We start from the raw sequence: 20,884 nt of genomic DNA, 5'->3' as shown, positions 1-20,884 counted from the left end.
ATTTCCCGATAGAAGCACAGTTTATGATCTGCTGCCTAAATCCAGCTTGCCACAATCCGCCGAATCCTGATGGCATCATGTTTTGCTCAAACTGCGGCGTGGGATTGGTAGTGTTGAGAAATCGCTATCGCCCAATTAAATCATTAGGTGGCGGAGGATTTGGTAAAACTGTGCGATTCGTTTAGTCTAAATGGCTGAATCTCTCTTCTAGAGAGGATTTCAGTCCAGGGACGACTAGCTGGGAGATAAAATCCTAGACAACTTCTAACCGATGATGGTGGAAATCCATCCCTCTTGATGTCGGAGTGACAGCATAATCCCTACGGTAGCGACTAGTCCTCAATCCGTAAAGCGGGATTAAAAGCACCAAACTACAAGCCTTTCTAGTAGTGTAATGCAAGCAAGTAACCACGGTGACGAACAGGAATCCTATTAAAAATCCGTCACGGATAACCAGTGAAATAAGGCTGATACACTGGAGCCAAAAGGCAAAGGTCAGAGGTTAATACATAGTTTTGGTATTAACGACATCCCATATTTGACCCGGATTAATTAGGACACCTAAAGTTACAACCAATCGGTTAGAGGAACGAATTAACCCCCTATATGCTCTCAGTACGGTCGATTTACTGAGTAGGTGCTAACCGGATGCTATGGGCGGATGGGATTGTGTAAGAAGCGAATGCTTGGGGTAACGTTCAAGATATGCTGACGTACACACGATGAGTTGAAAGGTAAAGTTATCAAGTAGAGTTTACATGTCTAATACATATCCGGAAAATCCGAATAATGTGGAATGGAAAGACATTGATTGGCGTAAAGTCGAAAAATATGTTTTCAAGCTCCAAAGACGAATTTACCAAGCATCAGAACGTGGTGACAAGGCAAAAGTTCGGAGATTACAAAGAACCTTAATGCGTTCATACAGTGCCAAGCTGTTATCTGTTAGACAGATAACACAGGACAACCAAGGAAAGAAAACTGCTGGAGTGGATGGAATAAAATCCTTAACACCCAAACAGAGACTAGAGCTAGTCAAAAATCTTTCCCTGAAATCAAAACCACTGCCAGCCAGAAGGATTCACATCCCAAAAGCCAAGGTCGGAAAACGTCCCTTATCCATACCTGCCATAAAGGACAGAGCAGCACAGGCACTTGTGAAACTAGGACTGGAACCAGAATGGGAAGCTCTCTTTGAGCCAAACAGTTACGGTTTTAGACCAGGACGCTCGACACACGACGCAATCGAAGCAATATACACCAGCATCAATCAGAAACAAAAATTTGTTTTAGATGCCGACATTTCAAAATGCTTCGATACCATTAATCACGATTACCTGCTACGCAAATTAAATACCTCACCTACTGTCTCCCGCATCGTTAGAGCGTGGTTAAAAGCGGGGTGGGTATTCAAAGGTAAGAAAGAGGAATCAGATATGGGTACACCCCAGGGTGGAGTCATATCACCCCTACTTGCCAATGTAGCATTACACGGAATGGAAAGTAGATTAAAGCAATTCGCAGAAAGTCTACCAGGAAAAAAACGAGATAACTCGCGAACTCTTACATTTGTAAGATATGCAGACGATTTTGTTGTCATCCACCCAGACCGTCAGATAATCGAAAAAGCCAGAAGTATCTTGACAGATTGGCTCAAAGAAGTTGGATTGGAAATAAGTGAAGCCAAGACAAAAGTCACCCACACATCAGAAGGATTCGACTTCTTAGGATTTAATATCCGACAATACTCGGTGGGTAAAAACAATAGTGGCAAAAATGGACATGGTAAAACATTAGGTCACAAAACACTCATTATACCTTCCAAGGAAAAAGTCCTGAAACACTACAGAAATATGGCTGAAATAATAAACAGCCATAATGCCGCCCCACAAGCAGCATTAGTAAGGATACTCAACCCAATAATCAGAGGTTGGGCTAATTACTATTCCACAGTAGTAAGCAGTGAAACCTTCCAAAAACTAGACAATCTAATCTGGCTAAGACTGAAAAGATGGTGTAAACGTCGTCATCCCAATAAAAATGCCAGCTACGCCACCGATAAATACTTCAAAACGGTTGGAAATCAAAACTGGGTATTTGGAGATAAAAGTAGCACACTCATCAACCATGCTGACATACCTATCATCAGACATATTAAAGTCAGAGATAGAAAGTCACCATATGACGGAGATACGGCATATTGGGCAAATAGGCTCTTAAAACATCCAGAACTACCTACTAGAGTGTCCAAACTCCTAAAAGCGCAAAAAGGTAAATGTAATCAATGTGGACTCATGTTTAGAGACGGCGATATCTGGGAAGTTGACCACATCATACCCCGTAATAAGGGAGGTAAAAATCTATACAGCAACCTCCAATTACTACACCGTCACTGTCACGATGTAAAAACAGCAAAAGACATTGCTGGATGTACCAATGACAATGGTCAACTCATTGAGGAGCCGTGTGAGGTGAAAGTCTCACGCACGGTTTTGAAGACGAGTCGCTTAGGTGACTAAGCGGCTTAGTTTAACTATTTGGCAGAAGATATCGACAAATTAAATGAGCATTGTGTTATCAAGCAATTTGTACCGCAAGTACAGGGAACTGGCACATTAAATAAAGCCACAGAACTATTTGAGCAAGAAGCAAAGCGACTGCAACAGTTAGGAAAACATCCACAAATACCCACACTGTTGGCATATTTTGAGCAAGATAATCGCCTGTATTTGGTGCAAGAGTTTATCGACGGGCAGAATTTATTAGCGGAATTACAACAGCAGGGAATTTTCAACGAGCAAAAAGTCAGAGAATTATTGCTTGATTTGTTAGATATTCTCAAAACAGTTCATCAATACAAAGTCATTCACCGCGATATCAAGCCAGAGAATATCATTCGTCGCAGTAATGGGAAGTTGGTACTCATTGACTTTGGTGCATCCAAGCAACTGACAGCAACGGTGATGACGCAAGTAGGAACAACCATTGGTTCCTTTGGTTATGCGCCACTGGAACAGATGGAAGGAGGTGAAGCTTACCCAGCCAGTGATTTATATAGTATCGGTGCAACCTGCTTTCACCTGTTGAGTGGAATTCAGCCTTGGGAACTTTGGAAACGACAAGGTTATGGTTGGGTTGCGAGTTGGCGACAGCATTTGCAGCAAAGCGTGAGTCAGAATTTGGGGCGTGTGCTAGATAAATTGTTGCAAGAAGAATATCAGCAGCGTTATCAGTCAGCCGAGGAAGTTTTACAAGATTTAAATCCCCCGCTATCACTTTCAATACCTCCAACCCAGCCAGTAATTGCAACTCCAGTATCACCGCCACCGTCTACAGTAATTTCTCAGCCGCCAGCATCAACGCTAGTAGCACCAGCAAAGCCACTAGCAAAACCACAAGGATTGCTACAAAAGCCATCCAGACAAAATACTAATTTCAGAAAAAGATTCCTGGTGGGTGCTGCTATTACAATAGTTGCAACTCAAATATATGGCTATGTTCGCTATGGCTTGTTTCCAACTAGTCCCATATCTGTAATTGCTAGCGAAGATAGCGATGTTTTCTTAGAAAGAACCCTCACTGGGCATTCTAACTCGGTTAATTCCGTCGCCATCAGCCCAGATGGCAACACCCTTGCCAGTGGTAGTTATGACAAAACCATCAAACTGTGGAATCTCGCAACTGGAGAGCAAATCCGCACTCTCAGTGGGCATTCTAACGTGCTTATTTCCGTCGCCTTTAGCCCAGATGGCAAAACCCTTGCCAGTGGTAGTATTCCTGACGATACCATCAAACTGTGGAATCTGGCAACCAAAGAGCAAATCCGCACTCTCAGTGGGCATTCTGACGTGCTTATTTCCGTCGCCATCAGCCCAGATGGCAACACCCTTGCCAGTGGTAGTTATGACAAAACCATCAAACTGTGGAATCTCGCAACTGGAGAGCAAATCCGCACTCTCAGTGGGCATTCTGACGTGGTTAATTCCGTCGCCATCAGCCCAGATGGCAAAACCCTTGCCAGTGGTAGTTGGGACAAAACCATCAAACTGTGGAATCTGGCAACCGGAGAGCAAATTCGCACTCTCAGTGGGCATTCTGACGACGTTAATTCCGTCGCCATCAGCCCAGATGGCAAAACCCTTGCCAGTGGTAGTTATGACAAAACCATCAAACTGTGGAATCTGGCAACCGGAGAAGAAATCCGCACCCTCACCGGGCATTCTGAGAAGGTTTTTTCCATCGCCATCAGCCCAGATGGCAAAACCCTTGCCAGTGGTAGTACCGACAAAACCATCAAACTGTGGAATCTAGCAACCGGAGAACAAATTCGCACTCTCAGTGGGCATTCTAGCGTGGTTCTTTCCGTCGCCTTTAGCCCAGATGGCAAAACCCTTGTCAGTGGTAGTTCTGACAACACCATCAAAATTTGGCGGCTAAAGTAGTGAGTGCTGAATTAGCAGTTTTGAATATTGAGCTAGATATACAGGACTTACGCAACTGGCACAGGCGATCGCTAACTTTTAGTACATATGTATTGCATAACTGACGCAACGGCACAGCGCGATCGCCATTTTCTCAAGCAATGGCGATGGCTGAAGGCAGCGCCTGCGCCAAACAACTAGACGATAAACATGGGAACGTCCGGACGCTTGAGTTGTTGAACTAAATAATTTGACAGCAATCCATGCTTGATTTGATAAATTGTTTGACCACTATAGTAAGCTAAATTTTTTAGTCGAAGCCAGACTAAAATAGCGCAGGCAATATGGTTTCTTTGAATACGACCCTTGCGACACTGGCATGATTCAATACCAGTCAATTGTTTTAGTTCTCTATGAAACTCCTCAACCTTCCAACGAACCTTACACACTTTTTGTACAACGTCCGTAGAGTCTTGAGATAAATCGCGAAGTCTGCCGGACAGAGTATTCTGTCCGGCGAGCTTCGCGTTTGTAGCGATAAAATCCGTTCTGTCGGTAGAGACAGTCACCCGGAATAGTTTCACTTTTTTTGCGCCAGGAAACTTCTTTCTTTTGACTATTTTACCTGATTTTAACTCCTGTTCATTCCAAGATAATAACTCGATTTTTTGATAACCATTTTTATCTCTTGTATCATCAACAAGTCGATTACGTTTCAGAGGACAATAATAATATTTACCTAAATCATCAATAGATAACATCAATTTATTTGTTGCATACCAACTGTCCATCAAGACAGCTTTGAACGGTAAATCTTTATGGTAGACAAGGTTTTGCAGCATCTCCGTCACATGGTCTATCTTCGTTTTTCCATCTCTAGGAGGGTCATAAATACGATAGTCAACTACCCAAAAGTTCCCAATTTCGTGATTGACATACAGACAATTTACTAACCCAATCCCTTGGATGACACCATGTTCATTACCAAGGCGGTTCGACGGACAGAGTACTCTGTCCGCCGACACGCCGCACTATACTGCCGTTTAGTTGTCTCTATTTCTATTGCATATCTTTTATCAATTACTGTGTCATCAAAAACTAGATATGCGTTCTCATTTATTTCGATGAAATCTTTGACATTATCCCAAAGTAAACGTGGTGTTAACTTTTCATTTTTAAGATAGCGGTTAATTTTGTCATGGCTAATCTCTTCTAAATGGTTTGCCAAATTTGTGAGAGTATAATTAATTTGACTACTCAGTAAATATTGGCAATAGTTAAGTTTAGTAAATATCATCGCCTGATTCTTATTTTTAATGCCCCCTTCACTAATTTTCTCATGAAATTCAGACAACTTCACACAATTGATCGCTATTACTAATTTGAGCAAGAGCCTGTTTGGACTTTCCCCTTTAATAATACATATGTACTACAAAAGAGCGATCGCACTGTGCCAGTTGCGTAAGTCCTGATATAGAATAATTCACCTAAACTAAAATCAAGATAACTTGCTCCTAAATTTGAAAACAAATGAACTGGAAACTTGACGAAGCACAACAAAAACTGCCAGAGGTAATAGATGCTATTACGTCAGAACCTCAATTAATCTTCAAGCAGGACAAATTAGTGGCTGCAATCATAGAACCTAAACTTTTCCAAGACTTCCTAACTTGGCATCAGCAACAAAAAGTATCATCTCTCGCAGATGCTTTTGTAGAACTACGTCAAATCTGTGCTGAAGAAAATTATATTTTAGAGACACCTGCACGATATAGCGATAATAGTATCCCATTTGTTGCGGAATAGTATGAGCTTTCTTTGCGATACTAATATTATCAGTGAATTAGCTCGTCCATTACCGAATCCTGGAGTCATTGCCTGGAGTCAAAGCATCTCATCAATTTTTCTGAGTGCTATTACATTGGAAGAAATTTGCTATGGTTTATCAGCAAAACCAAACATCAGGATTCAAACTTGGTTTGATAATTTTTTGGTAACTTACTGTCAGATAATCTCTGTCAGCCCAGAAATTGCTAAACGTGCAGGTGAATTAAGAGGATACTTACAAACTCAAGGAAAACCTCGCACTCAAGCCGACATAATCATTGCCGCAACCGCTAAAATTCACCAAATTACATTAGTAACTAGAAATACAAAGGACTTTGAGGGATGCGGTATTGCCATATTTAATCCATTTACTTGAGTTTTGAATATTTAGGTTTAACTTATGTCTTCCCCTGTCCTGGAAAACCCTACGACTGCTGAGACTTCTTATGTTCTTCTGTACAATGTCAGTTGGCAACAGTTAGAACAGCTTGATGTTGCCCTTGCAGGGACAAGCGCACGACTAACTTATTTAGATAATATTCTCGAAATTATGTCTCCACTTTCTGACGACCACGAGGATAATAAAAAAACTCTGGCGATGTTGGTGGAAGTTTATATGCGGACTAGGAATATCCGATTTTATGGACGGGGAAGTGCAACTTTTATCGTCTCTTTCAAGAATTTCCTTCACAACAACAATTACTGGAATTGATAGAGACAATCTTGGTTTACAAGTTTCCTCAAATGAGTCGCAAGGAGATAGAAGCAATGTTTGGATTAAGTGAATTGAAGCAGACACGGGTTTATCAAGAAGCTTTAGAAGAAGGTGAACAAAAAGGTGAACAAAAAGGACGCATACAAGCAAAATTAGAAGCTGTTCCTAAACTGTTAGCAATGGGTTTAACTCAAGAACAGGTAGCACAGGCGTTGGATTTGGACGTTGCACAAGTCCAAGAAGCAGCACAGCTGGGGCGATAACTTCTTTAAGCTGCGCTGTTTTCATGCGCGGAGCGCTGTACACCGGAATAATTGGCGCGATCGCACATTAATCTTGATTATCTGGATCTATGGCATCTTAGTTTTATGATAGAAACAAGCCACTAATTAGGTTTAACTTATGTCTTCCCCTGTCCTGGAAAACCCTACGACTGCTGAGACTTCTTATGTTCTTCTGTACAATGTCAGTTGGCAACAGTTAGAACAGCTTGATGTCACCCTTGCAGGGACAAGCGCACGACTAACTTATTTAGATAATATTCTCGAAATTATGTCTCCACTTTCTGACGACCACGAGGATAATAAAAAAACTCTGGCGATGTTGCTGGAAGTTTATATGCGGACTAGGAATATCCGGTTTTATGGACGGGGAAGTGCAACTATAGGTAAACAGGAAGACAAAACGCGACGAGAACCCGATGAATCTTATAATTTAGGGACAAAAAAACCTGTTCCCGATTTAATTTTAGAAATAACTGTCACCAGCGGTGGAATTAATAAGCTAGAAATTTATCAGCGTTTGCGAGTACCAGAAGTTTGGTTTTGGGAAGATGGTTTATTATCTATTTATTGTTTACAAGGTGATAGCTATATAAAAGTTCCTAAAAGTACTTTATTGCCTGATTTAAATTTGGAGTTATTAGCAAAATATGCACGCATGGCTGACCAATATGATGCTGTGACTGAATATAGTCGGATAATAACTAAGGAATAGTGATTAAGGGATTACTTAATCAAGATTATCTGGAGCTATGCCCAGCGATGTCTAACGACAAGCCCTTCTCCTGACGGAGACGCTGCGCGTTCACGTTAGCGAAGCGGTAGCGACGTAAGGAGCGTCAGTGTGCCCACAAGGGCTTTACGGGTTCGGCAGTTGCTACCCTACGGGAACGCTTTCAGCGAACAAGTCCGGGAACCCGACGGCAGGTGCTCCACTTGGGGAGCCAGTCTCGTGGGCGGCTCTGCGGACTTGAGAGAACTGGCGTGAAACCCCTTGGCGCTAGCCTCTCCCTTTGGGAGAAGACCGCACTGCCTCCCCAACGCACTGCCTCACCGCTTCGCGTCTACGCAATTTCTCAGCTAACCGTTGAATTCTCTGTTGCGGTGTAGGATAGCGTTTTCTAAATTCATCATACCAATAAAGCCATTCTCTAGTTACACCGGAATAATTGGCGCGATCGTAGCCTATGCTTAACTGTAGAACAAACAAAAAGTAAGCCAAAACCCGACGGTGAAAACTGACAGCATCTTTTATCGTCTCTTTCAAGAATTTCCCAATATCTTCTTTGAACTGATTGGCAACCCTCCCGAAACAGCGAATCTCTACCAATTTTCTTCAGTTGAAGTCAAGCAAACAGCCTTTAGAATTGATGGTGTATTTCTTCCGACCCAAGACGAAGAAAGCCCGATTTATTTTGTCGAAGTTCAATTTCAACCAGACTCAGACATTTACTTGCGCCTTGTCTCAGAAATTTCTTTATACTTACGCCAAAATAAACGTAAAAATCCTTGGCGAGGAGTGGTGATTTATCCAAGCAGAAATATAGATATAGGTGATCAAGAAGATTTCATAGAATTCTTCCACAGCCAGCGGTTCAGTATAATTTACCTAGATGAATTAGGTTCAGCTGCATCCTTACCAATAGGCATTGCTACAATAAAATTAGTAATTGAAGACAAAGATATAGCCATTAACAGCGCCAAGGAATTAATCAACCGCACCCAGCAAGCAGTAAATCTACAACTACCACAAAAACAATTACTAGAATTGATAGAGACAATCTTGGTTTACAAGTTTCCTCAAATGAGTCAAAAGGAGATAGAAGCAATGTTTGGATTAAGTGAATTGAAGCAGACGCGGGTTTATCAAGAAGCTAGAGAAGAAGGTAAACAAGAAGGTGAACAAAAAGGTAAACAAGAAGGACGTTTAGAAGCAAAATTAGAAGCTATCCCGAAACTGTTAACACTGGGTTTAACCCAAGAACAGATAGCACAGGCTTTAGACTTAGATATTGCACAAGTCCAACAAGTAGCAGAGCAAAAATCGTCTTAAAATTAAAGAGAATAAAATCTACCTTCACACAAATCATGACTGACCAAGAACTCAAGCAACTGATCGAAAGTAATGCGAGAACTGCTCAAGCAATGCTTGATTCTATGGTAGAAGCAAGGCTAGAACGGCAAGAATTGCGCGAGGGTATACAAGAGTTTAAGTCAGGGTTTGCACGATTAGAAGATATTGTTGCGAGGTTAACTACTGTTCAAGAGGGTATTACTAACTTGTTGGCATCCCTAGACAATGACCGTCCTACCATTTTGAGAAAGCTGAACACAATTGAGAATAAAGTTGATAGAATTACTAAAGGTAAATTATAGTTTCATGAGTGCGATCACTCAATTACAATTCATCTGCGCTCACGTAAAATACCTGAAATTGTCAATACCCTTGTCTCAGCTTAATCAAAATGATCTGGATCTATGCCAAGCGATCGCAACTTTTGTGCCATCTGTTGAGCGCGTTGTTCTGCCACTTCAGCGCGTTTTTGTACTAATTTAATCTGTTCTTGTGGCGTAGGATAGCGTTTTCCTGAGAGATCGTACCAATAAAGCCATTCTCTGGTTACACCAGAATAATTGCCGCGATCGCATCCTATTCCTAAACCAATTTCCGGTAACCAAACAGGATTTCCGGCTTGCAATTCATACTTGCTATTAATTAATTTATGCACTTCCAAACGCGGTTTGCGGCGACGGCGAGAAGAATAAATTACATAATAAAGTATGCCTAAATCTGCATATTCATTTAATTTAGTCGTATATTCTTTGCGATAAGTTTGAGAAACCACCTCTAGCACTAAAGTTGGTACAATTTTTTCATCCCACAACACATAACTCGGACGTAATTCCTCATCATAAAACCTTTCTACCCCTAAGCTCAAAAACCCATCTGGTACAATCGGCGGTTGATCGGGGTGATAATAAATACCCATATCTATGCCAAAGAACCAGTCCATGCGTTCTGCCCAAAGTATTAGCAATATTGCCTTCAGCAAGCCTGGTATTAATTCTTGCAGTTCATTATCCACAGGGGTTTCGTCAGAGTCGGGTAGTTCTTCGGCTGAAGGCAAGTACTTTGGCAGGTTGTACTCTAACATGGCTAGTTTACCTAACACTCACCAAAATTATAGCGATTAACTCTGATGATTCTCTTGCTCGACTCTATGAGCGATGGACAGGTACTAGCAAGCGATCGCACTCTCAGTTCTAATTATTCTTCTCTTGCTGAATGTATTGAGCGATCGCTTCCTCAATTATCCGCTTATTCTCTTCTATCGGTGTACCATCTTCAGTAAACATCGACGGATATATAAGTACCGTAGTAAGGACTTTAGTCCTTATAATCTTTGCTGTTAGACATTTCTGTAAAATTAAACTTCATCTCTCCTCCTTGGCGTCCTTGGCGTCCTTCTCTTCGAGACGCTCCGCGAAGGCGGTTCGTAAACAAATATACCCCTTCACAACCCAGAGCTTTCGCCCCAATTGCACAAAACTAAGAAATGTTTATAAATATATAGATATTAGATATATGATTTAGCGCTACTGATGGTTTATACTCACCCACAGGGTTGCAAATCGCCAATCATCAGATATAGGAGGCAGCGCCACACGAACCTTCACCCAATATCCCATCATCACAACTAGGTGAGGACTTGCTTGATGTCAAACGAATAATTTTTGCTTCAATGGCGACACATAAATATTAAACTTAAAAGTCTTGTGCAGCGATATCTCTAGCTATAAAATCAGCAATCATGTCTAAGGTTCTTGTCTCCGATCCAATTGACCAAGCTGGGATTGACATTCTCTCCCAAGTTGCCACTGTCGATGTTAAAACAAATCTCAAACCAGCAGAACTAATAGAAATCATTGGTGAATATGACGCGCTGATGATTCGTTCTGGCACTCAAGTTACCAAAGAAATCATTGAAGCCGGCACCCAATTAAAAATTATCGGTCGTGCTGGTGTCGGTGTCGATAATGTCGATGTTCCCGCAGCCACGCGCCAAGGTATAGTCGTTGTTAACTCTCCTGAAGGTAACACGATCGCCGCCGCCGAACACGCGCTAGCAATGATGTTATCTTTATCTCGCTACATCCCCGATGCCAATGCTTCTGTAAAACGCAATGAGTGGGATCGCAAAACTTTTGTTGGCGCAGAAGTATACAAAAAAACTCTCGGTATTGTCGGTTTAGGTAAAATCGGTTCTCATGTAGCTGCTGTTGCCAGAGCAATGGGAATGCGATTGTTAGCTTTTGACCCTTTCATTTCTACAGAACGAGCCGAGCAAATAGGCTGTCAATTAGTCGATTTAGATTTGCTATTGCAGCAAGCAGATTATATCACGTTACACATCCCGAAAACTCCGGAAACGACACATTTAATCAACGCCGAAAGATTGGCGAAGATGAAACCCAATGCTCGGATAATTAACTGCGCTCGTGGTGGGATAATTGATGAAGACGCTTTAGCCGCCGCCCTGAAAGAAGGTAAAATAGCAGGGGCAGCTTTGGATGTTTACGAATCAGAACCGTTGGGAGAATCTCAGCTGCGAGCGATCGGTAAAGAAGCCATCCTCACTCCTCATTTAGGCGCCTCCACTACAGAAGCACAAGTAAATGTAGCGATCGATGTTGCCGAACAAATCCGCGATGTGCTTTTAGGACTACCCGCACGTTCAGCAGTGAACATTCCCGGACTTAATCCCGATGTCTTGGAAGAACTCAAACCCTACATGCAGCTAGCAGAAACTTTAGGTAGACTAGTCGGACAACTCGCCGGCGGACGAGTAGAATTACTGAACGTGCGGTTACAAGGCGAACTCGCAACCAACAAAAGTCAGCCTTTAGTTGTCGCCGCTCTCAAAGGACTACTTTACCAAGCTCTCCGCGAACGTGTAAACTACGTTAATGCCAGCATCGAAGCCAAAGAACGCGGAATTCGCGTCATTGAAACGCGAGATGCTTCAGTTCGCGATTATGCCGGTTCGCTGCATCTAGAAGCTACAGGTAGTTTGGGTACTCATTCTGTAACTGGTGCTTTGTTAGGTGACGGAGAAATCTACCTTACCAACATTGACGGCTTCCCGATTAGCGTTCCCCCCAGCCAATACATGGTATTCACCTTACACCGCGACATGCCGGGAATTATCGGTAAACTCGGTTCCCTACTCGGCAGTTTTAATGTCAATATTGCCAGTATGCAAGTAGGCAGAAAAATCGTTCGTGGTGATGCTGTGATGGCACTCAGTATCGACGATCCGTTACCCGATGGCATTTTGACGGAAATTATCAAAGTGCCGGGAATTAGGGATGCATACACGGTAACACTTTAAAGAGTTAGGAGTTACGAGTAGAGTTAGGAGTTAGGAGTTAAGAGTGAGGAATGAAGAGTTAAAAATTAATAGTAAAGAATTTTTTATTTTTAACTCCTAACTCCTCACTCCTAACTTCTAACTTCCCACTCCCCACTCCCCACTCCCAACTCCCCACTCCCAACTCCTAACTCCTCACTCCTCACTTCTAACTTTTTTTGTGGCAAACACCTGGTGGGAATTACAAATTCTCTGCGAACCAGACCTAGAAGAATCTATCTTTTGGCGTTTGGAAAATTTCGGCTGTCGTGGTAGTGCGAGTGAAACAAAAGCAAATTCCTGTTTAGTGCGGGGTTATTTGCCCCAATTTCAAGCACAGTTACTCGATTTGGCAGCGCTTTCATTATGGCTGCGTCAAGATGCTTTGTGTGTCGGATTGTCTGCACCGACTTTGCATTGGCAGATAATTGATGAGGAAGATTGGTCAAGTAGTTGGAAACAACATTGGCAACCGCAAGAAATAGGCGATCGCTTTCTCATCAATCCCGCTTGGCTACCTTTACCGCGATCAAGCGATCGGCTGGTAATTAAGTTAGACCCTGGTGTTGCTTTTGGCACAGGTGGTCATGCCACAACTCAGTTGTGTTTAGAATCATTAGAAATGCGTTTCGCTGAAGTACCGCCATCTTTCACAAATACAGACGCGCAACAAAACCTTGTGGTAATTGCCGATATCGGCTGCGGTTCTGGTATCCTTTCGATAGGGGCATTGCTTTTGGGAGCAAAGAAAGCTTATGCAGTAGATACCGACCCTTTAGCAGTACAATCAACTAACAGCAATCGCATCCTCAACGATATTAATGCAGAAAAGCTGGTAACGGCAGAGGGAAGCGTAGACGTTTTAAGGAAACTGCTAGAAAAACCCGTTGATGGAATCGTCTGCAATATTTTGGCTGATGTGATTATTCAACTAGTACCGCAAATGAGTGCGATCGCTAAATCTACCACTTGGGGTATTTTCAGTGGTATTTTATTAGAACAATCGAAAGCCGTTGCTGATGCCTTAGAAAAAAACGGCTGGGTAGTTGCGACCTTGTGGCGCCGTAAAGAATGGTGTTGTTTGAATGTACGGCGATCGTAACTCTCAAGGAACAATTTTTGCCATAATGATAGACCATGACAGACTCTTCAAAGAACTCCTCTCTAACTTTTTTCCTGAATTTATCGAGCTATTTTTCCCCACCATCAGCACATACTGGGAAAGGGTTGGTAGCTGTAAACAAATATCTAGCCATACATAGACAAAGCTATACATTTTGTCCAAGCTGAACACAAAAACCTAAAACGAGAAGGATTATTCCCCATAATTGCTTGATACTGCATTTGAGTGACACGCTAAGGTCTGGAATATTAAAATTAATAACCAGCAACTTGGTCTGAGGCATATGCCGTTGGACGAGATAGACTTTGAAAAACGCTCTGGCGTACCATACAGTGGCTGGGCTTTTAGTAAATCTCACCTGAATCCTTTCTACGATCGCGCTCACGCAGTTTGCAAACTCGGTTCTTTTGCTTATGAGGCTGAAGCTTGGGAAGATGCGAAATCTCCTCAGCTACCCTTCATCGGCGATCGCGTAACTACCGATATGTTTCAGTTTGGACCTCGCGATATTTTCACCAACGAATATCGAAAAGAAATCAACCAATCTCCGAATATCACCACTTATCTGAATGCGAACGTCGTAGAGATTGAGACTGACGAAACAGCTAATACCAATTCTGTATGAAGATGCGCTGACGCGCAATAAATAAAAACGAACCACGTTCGCCCTTGGCGTCTGGTGAAGGAGAAGACGCGTTCGCGTTCGCCCAGCCGCGTTGCCGCAGGCTAGCGTCTCGAAGAGAAGAACGCGAAGAGAGAAGGTATAGAGATAATTTGGCGCAGCTTCACAAAGAAACGGTATGAGGTGTTCCATAACCGCTTCAATTAGACGTTGAGCAATTTTTTGATTCCAAAAGTCTGGGTGAACACGAGGGCGGATTAAACGAACCGAAGCTACCCCACCGAGTTGCTAAGTTAGAACCGATAAGTTTTCCATCAACAAATGCTGCAAAAGCCCCATTTGGGTTAGCTTGCCAAGGGTGGGGAATGTAACTGGCATCACCACAAAACTCAGTAGGTTCAGGTAAACCGACAAAAGTACCAAAAGCAAGTCGAACTCAGGTGGTCAGCTTCTTCTAATTCACTCTCAAAGCAGCAGACGGATAGAGGTGTTCATTTGGGGAATGGGGAATGGGAAACATAGATTTTTCAAGCTTTCTGGAACAAGCACCAGTATTATTACTTATTTATAAGTTTTCTCATCAGTAAAGATTACGTGTTTTCCTCGTTTTGAATATAGCTTATTTTGTTGTTGAATTAAAAGCGAATATTTCTTTTGATGGGTGTAGGCTACAACTGGTTTTACCTTATGATTAAACACTTGAAAGTCGATTTTAGGAAAGCACAGGAAAGTTTTCTTGTTGTGGCAAAAGATGATGGTGATAAAAGCTACTTCATCATCCGAGCTGGAGAAGAAAGAACAGATGACTTTTTCTGGTGTAAAGCTAATAGACCATTGAAGTTAAGAGAAGTGGTTACTGGCTACTTGCATTCAGATACGTATTCGCATCTTAATAAAATGCACCAGCTAATAATTCAATAGATAATTATTAGGTTGGATTATTAGACTCGTTATTGCCGTATTACCAATTTACAGAATTAAGCAGCGACATTAGCAACTTGTTGGCTGCTATTTTTATTAAAAGCAGGACTTACTCAGAACACGTCGCTTCGTAGCGGTAATTCATGAATTACCGCTACTGTATAATGTGCGTTACAATTATTTTTGCGCTCATTCCTAAAAAGAAAAAAGCGATCGCCTAGCCTAAAAGTCAAAAAGACTCGTCTGACTTCACCCTTGTGTAAAGAAATATAAATAATTTCTCAATAATTGCAATCAAAATATACATTGTTGCCGTTTCATCCCTCAGCTAGAAGCGGTGAACTATCACTTTTATTTATGATGTAAAAATCAAACAAACACCTGAGGAACCGTACCAATGAAGTATCAAGTATAAATCATAAAGGATATCAGCAAAACAATAAATTATATCAATATGAAAGATAAATCGCGTGTAAGGTCTTAACTTCATCCAAAATCCTTCTTGTTCATTCCCACGCTACGCGAACACACTTTATCCTTCAGTTGACAACCGCTCTTGTCAGGAATTCGCCATGCATGAACTATTTCAAGCTGTTTTAAACAGTGATGAGAAAACTGCTTTACGTCAGTTGGTCTTTGCATTAAAGTCTGGTGGAAAGCAATACTTCTTGAGAAATGAAATTCTCTCAGCGTTTGCAGACTACTGTCAAGAATCGCAAAAACCTGCGTATTTTTACCACTCTTCTTCTTTGGGCAAGTTAATTCACTACACCCATGAAATAATTATCGAAGGAGAAAATACTTGGTTTGTTGTCCGACCGAGAATTGCTAGCCAAGAAATTTGGCGACTTGAGGCAAACATGACTTTCGAGTCTCAAGAACCAAAAGCATTGTTAGATGTGCGCGATCGCTTCGTTAACCGTTACCAACCAAACATTCTAGAAATAGACACCCATCCCTTTTATGAAGGTTCCCCAAATATCAGCGATCCGAGAAACATTGGTCAAGGTCTAACATTCCTCAACCGTTATTTATGCAGTCAAGTATTAACCGATCGCCAGTACTGGTTAGATGTATTGTATGACGTTTTATTAAGACGCGAATACGACGGCATCCCGTTACTAATCAACGATCGCATTCATTCCGGTTCGGAATTATCTCAACAACTATCATCAGCAATCAAATTAGTTAGCGATCGCCAACCGAACGAATCATACGAAAAATTTCACTTAGACTTTCAACAAATCGGCTTTGAACCAGGTTGGGGAAACACCGCTTCCCGTGTCAAAGAAACCCTCGAACTCCTCCAACGACTCTTTGAAAACCCAGAACCACCCATCCTCGAAGCCTTTGTTTCTCGCATTCCCGCTATTTTTCGCGTCGTCCTCGTTTCTATACACGGATGGGTTGGTCAAGAAGACGTTTTAGGAAGACCAGAGACAATGGGTCAAGTCGTCTACGTCTTAGAACAAGCTCGCAACTTAGAAAATAAACTGCAAACCGAAATTAAACTTGCCGGACTCGACCTGCTAAACATTAAACCCCAAGTTCTTATTCTTACCCGGCTTATCCCCAACTGTCAAGGAACTCAGTGCGACTTACGCATAGAAAAACTTTTAGGAACAGAAAACGGCTGGATTTTGCGCGTTCCTTTCGGTGAATTTAATCCCGAAGTTACTCAAAACTGGATTTCTAAATATGAAATTTGGCCCTATTTAGAAACATTTGCCAATGATGCCGAAAAAGAACTATTAGCTAAATTTAACGGAACCCCTAATCTAATTATTGGCAACTACAGCGACGGCAATTTAGTAGCCTTCCTTCTCGCTCGTCGTCTGAAAGCCGCTCATTGCCACATTGCCCACTCTTTAGAAAAACCCAAACATTTATTCAGCAACCTTTATTGGCAAGACTTAGAAAAACAATATCATTTTTCCGCGCAATATACCGCCGATATTATTAGCATGAATGCTGCCGATTTTATCGTCACCTCGTCCTACCAAGAAATTGTCGGCACACCCGACAGTATAGGACAGTATGAGTCCTATAAGTGCTTTACCATGCCCGAATTGTATCATGTGGTGAATGGAATTGATTTGTTTAGTCCCAAATTCAACATGGTTGCACCCGGAGTAAACGAGAACATATTCTTTCCATTCCGCCAAGTGGAAGACCGAGATAAAAGCGTTATTACACGAGTTAACGAGCTATTATTTAACCGGGAAGACCCGCAAATTTTTGGTAATTTAGATGACCCAAACAAGCGAATAATTCTTGCTGTCGCTCCGATTACCTCTGTAAAGAATCTCACCGGTTTGGCAGAATGTTTTGGCAAAAGCCAGGAATTGCAAGCGCGTTGTAACTTGATTATCCTTACCAGCAAACTACATGCAAATGATGCCACCAACCCGGCAGAAGCCGCAGAAATAAAAAAACTCCACGAAATCATTAACCAGTATAATTTAAATGGGAAGATCCGCTGGTTGGGAATGCGCCTTAAAAGCGTTGACCTCGCCGAAGCTTATAGAGCGATCGCTGATCGCCAAGGAATTTTTGTCCACTTTGCTCACTTTGAAGCCTTCGGACTGACAATTCTGGAAGCGATGATTTCTGGCTTACCAACTTTCGCCACTCAATTTGGCGGAGCATCAGAAATTCTCGGCGATCGCGACAATGAATTTCATATCAATCCTACCGACTTAGAGGGAACAGCAACGCGAATCTTAAACTTTATTGACCAATGCGAAACTAATCCCGAATATTGGCATAAAATCTCTGAGTGGGTCATTCAACGAGTTCGTAACAACTACAACTGGAATAACAATAGCAATCAGTTGTTATTGTTAGCTAAAATATACACATTTTGGAACTTTGTATCCCGTGAAAATCGTGAAGCTCTACTTCGCTACATGGAAACTCTATTTCATTTAGTTTATAAGCCTAGAGCCGAAACAATCTTAGACGAGCATATGCATCGGTAAACAAATTGAATACAAAAGGGGACTGGGGACTGGTGAGTCCAGCGAGAAAGGGAGGGTTTCCCTCTCCTGTCGGAGACGCTACTTTGAACGTGCCGGCAAGGCGCGAACCCGAAGGGGTACTGGGAAGATTTACATCAGGATTCAGACCCCATCAAAATCTTCCCAATGCCTAATCGCTAGTCCCCAGTCCCTAGTCCCTTTTTGAATTTTGAATAGTCCTTCAACAAAGGCAGTTGTAATGGATACAACAGGTCATCCTCAAGATTTTATTTATACAGACTGGACATTAATCGAAAGCAAAGTTGATTTGAACAAGTTTCCCCACAGAGAAACAGTTTTCACCATCGGCAACGGTTATTTAGGAACACGCGGCACTTTTGAAGAAGGCTATACACAAGCATCACCAGCTACATTCATTCACGGTGTTTACGACAGTGTACCAGTAGTTTACACGGAACTTGTGAATTGTCCTGACTGGATACCACTGATAGTAATAGTTGATGGCGATCGCTTTCGTCTCGATCAAGGAGAAATATTAAGTTATGATCGCCAACTTGACTTGCGTCAGGGACTAATTAGCCGTAAAATACGTTGGCGGACTAAGGGCGGAAAAACCATAGATTTGACTTTTCAACGCTTTGCTAGCCTAGCAGATCAACATGTCTTAGCGCAGCGTTGCCAAATTACCCCAGTCGATTTCGATGGATTAATTGAAATTCAAGCTAGTATTAACGGCTATCCAGAAAATCAAGGCTTCAACCATTGGGAAGCACTCGATCAAGGAAACATTGACAACGGAATTTGGTTGTATCGTCGCACCCGCAACTCCCGCATCGAAATCAGTCTTGCAGCGCGGATGACAGTATCAGGGACAGATGCACCTATGCTTGTTACCAGCGCACCGGGTTATCCTACTTTAAATACCAAATTCCAGGCAACAGCCCAACAGACAGTCACCTTAGAAAAGATAGTCACAGTTTTTACCTCGCGGGAAGTAACGCATCCGATCGCAGCAGCTCAAGAAAAACTCGCTCAATTGCCTTCTTACTCCAAGTTGCTCGATGCTCACGAAAAAGCATGGGATGAAGTTTGGCAACAAAACGATATTGTAATTGAAGGAGATAGCAGAGCGCAACTAGCAGTCCGCTACAATATCTTTCAGATGCTGATTGCTGCTCCTAGACACGACGAGAAAGTGAGTATTCCCGCAAAAACACTTTCGGGATTTGGTTATCGCGGTCATGTATTCTGGGATACAGAGATATTTTTGTTACCTTTCTTCACTTACACCCAGCCAAACATCGCCCGCAACTTGCTATCTTACCGCTACCATACCTTAAATGGAGCCAGACGCAAAGCATCTCATGACGGCTATAAAGGAGCGATGTATGCTTGGGAAAGTGCCGATACTGGTGACGAAGTGACCCCGCGTTGGGCGTTACCTAACGATCCTTACGGTGAAGACGTGCGGATATGGTGTCGCGATCGCGAAATTCACATCAGTGCAGATATCGCCTACGCCGTGTGGTATTATTGGCAAGCCACAGGTGACGACGAGTGGATGGAAAAGTACGGTGCGGAAATTATTTTAGACACCGCCATATTTTGGGCAAGCCGAGTTGAGTACAACACCAAATATGAAAGATATGAAATTCGCGGGGTAATAGGTGCGGATGAATATCATGAATTTGTCCATAACAACACATTTACCAATCGGATGGTACAATGGCATTTGGAAAAAGCGATTATAGTTCAAGACTGGCTGCGTCAAAATAAGAGCGATCGCGCTAGTGAAATAGAGCAGAAATTAGGACTAACTCCAGGCAGGCGATCGCGCTGGCAAGATATCATTACAAATATCTGGATTCCCTACGATCCATCAACCAAGTTAATCGAGCAATGCGAAGGATTTTTTCAATTAGAAGATATTAACTTGCAAGAATACGAACCGCGCACTCGTTCCATGCAAGCTATTTTAAGCATCGACGGCGCCAATAAACGGCAAGTACTCAAACAGCCAGATGTCTTAATGCTACTTTATTTAATGCGCCAATCACAGGAATTTCCCTACAACCAAGAAATATTAGAGAAAAACTGGGACTACTACGCACCTCGCACAGACATTACTTATGGTTCCTCTCTTGGTCCTGCAATTCACGGTATCTTAGCCTCAGACTTAGGCAAAACAACCGAAGCTTACGAAAGATTTATGCAAGCAGCAATGGTAGATTTAGAAGATGTGCGCGGCAACGCAGCCGACGGAATTCATGGTGCCAGTGCTGGTGGCGTTTGGCAAGCCGTAGTTTTCGGCTTTGGTGGTATCCAACTGCACGACAATCAACCCGCAGCCAACCCCCACCTACCCCCAGGTTGGACACGCTTAAAATTCAAGCTTCAATGGCGCGGGAAATCGCACGAATTCGACTTGCAGCATCGGGGACAAGGAGGACAAGGAGACACGGGGACAAGGAGACAAGGAGACACGGGGACAAGGGGACAAGGAGACAAAGAGGAATTTATCCCCGTCCCCCCCTCCCCCAGTCCCCCCCTCTCCCCCTCCCCCACTCCCCCCCTCTCCCCAT

18 protein-coding genes and 3 pseudogenes are annotated in these 20,884 nt (G+C 42.5%); 18 read left to right on the top strand and 3 right to left on the bottom strand.

All coding sequences use genetic code 11. The features are described from left to right. Positions 1-23: 23 nt before the first annotated feature. From AABK37_RS17340 to AABK37_RS17330, 3 genes are all read left to right on the top strand, one after another. Entirely contained in the window at positions 24-185 is a 162-nt protein-coding gene (locus AABK37_RS17340; protein ID WP_432552801.1) for a 4-Cys prefix domain-containing protein, read from the top strand. Positions 186-758: 573 nt separating this feature from the next. Then, positions 759-2,519 carry a group II intron reverse transcriptase/maturase gene (ltrA, locus tag AABK37_RS17335; RefSeq protein ID WP_432552800.1) on the top strand — a complete coding sequence of 587 codons (1,761 nt, stop codon included), beginning with the start codon at positions 759-761 and terminating at the stop codon, positions 2,517-2,519. A gap of 18 nt (positions 2,520-2,537) precedes the next feature. Then, positions 2,538-4,442 (top strand): protein kinase domain-containing protein, encoded by a 1,905-nt coding sequence (locus tag AABK37_RS17330; protein WP_432552799.1) that lies wholly within the window; start codon positions 2,538-2,540, stop codon positions 4,440-4,442. Positions 4,443-4,618: 176 nt separating this feature from the next. Here the strand turns inward: AABK37_RS17330 and AABK37_RS17325 are convergent. Next, positions 4,619-5,718, bottom strand: a pseudogene (locus AABK37_RS17325) (IS701 family transposase). A gap of 233 nt (positions 5,719-5,951) precedes the next feature. Here AABK37_RS17325 and AABK37_RS17320 point away from each other — a divergent pair. From AABK37_RS17320 to AABK37_RS17300, 5 genes and pseudogenes are all read left to right on the top strand, one after another. Beyond that, the gene (locus AABK37_RS17320; protein ID WP_432552798.1) at positions 5,952-6,227 is read left to right on the top strand and encodes a prevent-host-death protein; all 276 of its coding nucleotides are present in this window, start codon (positions 5,952-5,954) and stop codon (positions 6,225-6,227) included. A 1-nt stretch (position 6,228) separates the two neighbouring features. After that, positions 6,229-6,624 carry a type II toxin-antitoxin system VapC family toxin gene (locus AABK37_RS17315; protein WP_432552797.1) on the top strand — a complete coding sequence of 132 codons (396 nt, stop codon included), beginning with the start codon at positions 6,229-6,231 and terminating at the stop codon, positions 6,622-6,624. A 24-nt stretch (positions 6,625-6,648) separates the two neighbouring features. Further along, positions 6,649-6,960 (top strand): hypothetical protein, encoded by a 312-nt coding sequence (locus AABK37_RS17310; RefSeq protein WP_432552796.1) that lies wholly within the window; start codon positions 6,649-6,651, stop codon positions 6,958-6,960. After that, positions 6,939-7,226, top strand: a pseudogene (locus tag AABK37_RS17305) (Rpn family recombination-promoting nuclease/putative transposase); the annotation flags it as partial. The gene AABK37_RS17310 and the pseudogene AABK37_RS17305, both read left to right, overlap by 22 nt. Before the next feature lie 139 nt (positions 7,227-7,365). Further along, a complete protein-coding gene (locus AABK37_RS17300; protein WP_432552795.1) occupies positions 7,366-7,959 on the top strand; it encodes a Uma2 family endonuclease in 594 nt (197 codons plus the stop codon). 285 nt (positions 7,960-8,244) lie between these two features. On the opposite strand, the gene AABK37_RS17295 is transcribed toward AABK37_RS17300, so the two are convergent. Next, positions 8,245-8,511, bottom strand: coding sequence for a hypothetical protein (locus tag AABK37_RS17295; RefSeq protein WP_432552794.1), 267 nt, complete (start codon positions 8,509-8,511; stop codon positions 8,245-8,247). Between AABK37_RS17295 and AABK37_RS17290 the strand changes: the two genes are divergently transcribed. Then, a complete protein-coding gene (locus tag AABK37_RS17290) occupies positions 8,476-9,297 on the top strand; it encodes an Rpn family recombination-promoting nuclease/putative transposase (RefSeq protein ID WP_432552793.1) in 822 nt (273 codons plus the stop codon). The two genes, AABK37_RS17295 and AABK37_RS17290, sit on opposite strands and share 36 nt — an antisense overlap. Before the next feature lie 35 nt (positions 9,298-9,332). After that, positions 9,333-9,620 carry a hypothetical protein gene (locus AABK37_RS17285; protein ID WP_432552792.1) on the top strand — a complete coding sequence of 96 codons (288 nt, stop codon included), beginning with the start codon at positions 9,333-9,335 and terminating at the stop codon, positions 9,618-9,620. A gap of 80 nt (positions 9,621-9,700) precedes the next feature. On the opposite strand, the gene AABK37_RS17280 is transcribed toward AABK37_RS17285, so the two are convergent. After that, positions 9,701-10,399, bottom strand: a complete 699-nt coding sequence (locus tag AABK37_RS17280) for a Uma2 family endonuclease (RefSeq protein ID WP_432552791.1) — start codon at positions 10,397-10,399, stop codon at positions 9,701-9,703. 45 nt (positions 10,400-10,444) lie between these two features. Here AABK37_RS17280 and AABK37_RS17275 point away from each other — a divergent pair, with 45 nt between their 5' ends. The 8 genes and pseudogenes from AABK37_RS17275 to AABK37_RS17240 form a co-directional block, all read left to right on the top strand. Continuing rightward, positions 10,445-10,597, top strand: a complete 153-nt coding sequence (locus AABK37_RS17275; RefSeq protein ID WP_432552790.1) for a hypothetical protein — start codon at positions 10,445-10,447, stop codon at positions 10,595-10,597. A 459-nt stretch (positions 10,598-11,056) separates the two neighbouring features. Next, positions 11,057-12,637, top strand: a complete 1,581-nt coding sequence (gene serA, locus AABK37_RS17270) for a phosphoglycerate dehydrogenase (protein ID WP_432552789.1) — start codon at positions 11,057-11,059, stop codon at positions 12,635-12,637. A gap of 199 nt (positions 12,638-12,836) precedes the next feature. Beyond that, positions 12,837-13,757, top strand: coding sequence for a 50S ribosomal protein L11 methyltransferase (gene prmA / locus AABK37_RS17265; RefSeq protein ID WP_432552788.1), 921 nt, complete (start codon positions 12,837-12,839; stop codon positions 13,755-13,757). Positions 13,758-13,782: 25 nt separating this feature from the next. Further along, positions 13,783-13,881 (top strand): annotated as a pseudogene (locus AABK37_RS17260) (flagellar assembly protein H); the annotation flags it as partial. Positions 13,882-14,061: 180 nt separating this feature from the next. Beyond that, complete coding sequence (locus AABK37_RS17255) at positions 14,062-14,403, top strand: hypothetical protein (RefSeq protein ID WP_432552787.1); 342 nt, start codon at positions 14,062-14,064, stop codon at positions 14,401-14,403. 651 nt (positions 14,404-15,054) lie between these two features. Next, on the top strand, positions 15,055-15,321 hold the full coding sequence (locus tag AABK37_RS17250) for a hypothetical protein (RefSeq protein ID WP_432552786.1): 267 nt from the start codon (positions 15,055-15,057) through the stop codon (positions 15,319-15,321). A 572-nt stretch (positions 15,322-15,893) separates the two neighbouring features. After that, positions 15,894-18,302 carry a sucrose synthase gene (locus AABK37_RS17245; protein ID WP_432552785.1) on the top strand — a complete coding sequence of 803 codons (2,409 nt, stop codon included), beginning with the start codon at positions 15,894-15,896 and terminating at the stop codon, positions 18,300-18,302. Between the two features lie 238 nt (positions 18,303-18,540). Continuing rightward, positions 18,541-20,884 (top strand): glycoside hydrolase family 65 protein (locus AABK37_RS17240; protein ID WP_432552784.1); only part of this gene is annotated, 2,344 nt, incomplete at its 3' end.

The organism is Tolypothrix sp. VBCCA 56010, from assembly GCF_050875635.1.
Taxonomy (GTDB): domain Bacteria; phylum Cyanobacteriota; class Cyanobacteriia; order Cyanobacteriales; family Nostocaceae; genus Hassallia.
This window is presented reverse-complemented; position numbering and strand designations above follow the sequence as displayed.

Excerpts from the sequence above, each read along its gene's own strand:
- serA (WP_432552789.1), top strand. The coding sequence starts at position 11,057 with ATGTCTAAGGTTCTTGTCTCCGATCCAATTGACCAAGCTGGGATTGAC.
- AABK37_RS17245 (WP_432552785.1), top strand. The coding sequence starts at position 15,894 with ATGCATGAACTATTTCAAGCTGTTTTAAACAGTGATGAGAAAACTGCT.
- AABK37_RS17285 (WP_432552792.1), top strand. The coding sequence starts at position 9,333 with ATGACTGACCAAGAACTCAAGCAACTGATCGAAAGTAATGCGAGAACT.
- AABK37_RS17315 (WP_432552797.1), top strand. The coding sequence starts at position 6,229 with ATGAGCTTTCTTTGCGATACTAATATTATCAGTGAATTAGCTCGTCCA.
- AABK37_RS17255 (WP_432552787.1), top strand. The coding sequence starts at position 14,062 with ATGCCGTTGGACGAGATAGACTTTGAAAAACGCTCTGGCGTACCATAC.
- AABK37_RS17320 (WP_432552798.1), top strand. The coding sequence starts at position 5,952 with ATGAACTGGAAACTTGACGAAGCACAACAAAAACTGCCAGAGGTAATA.
- AABK37_RS17275 (WP_432552790.1), top strand. The coding sequence starts at position 10,445 with ATGATTCTCTTGCTCGACTCTATGAGCGATGGACAGGTACTAGCAAGC.
- AABK37_RS17300 (WP_432552795.1), top strand. The coding sequence starts at position 7,366 with ATGTCTTCCCCTGTCCTGGAAAACCCTACGACTGCTGAGACTTCTTAT.
- AABK37_RS17340 (WP_432552801.1), top strand. The coding sequence starts at position 24 with ATGATCTGCTGCCTAAATCCAGCTTGCCACAATCCGCCGAATCCTGAT.
- ltrA (WP_432552800.1), top strand. The coding sequence starts at position 759 with ATGTCTAATACATATCCGGAAAATCCGAATAATGTGGAATGGAAAGAC.
- AABK37_RS17310 (WP_432552796.1), top strand. The coding sequence starts at position 6,649 with ATGTCTTCCCCTGTCCTGGAAAACCCTACGACTGCTGAGACTTCTTAT.
- AABK37_RS17280 (WP_432552791.1), bottom strand. The coding sequence starts at position 10,399 with ATGTTAGAGTACAACCTGCCAAAGTACTTGCCTTCAGCCGAAGAACTA.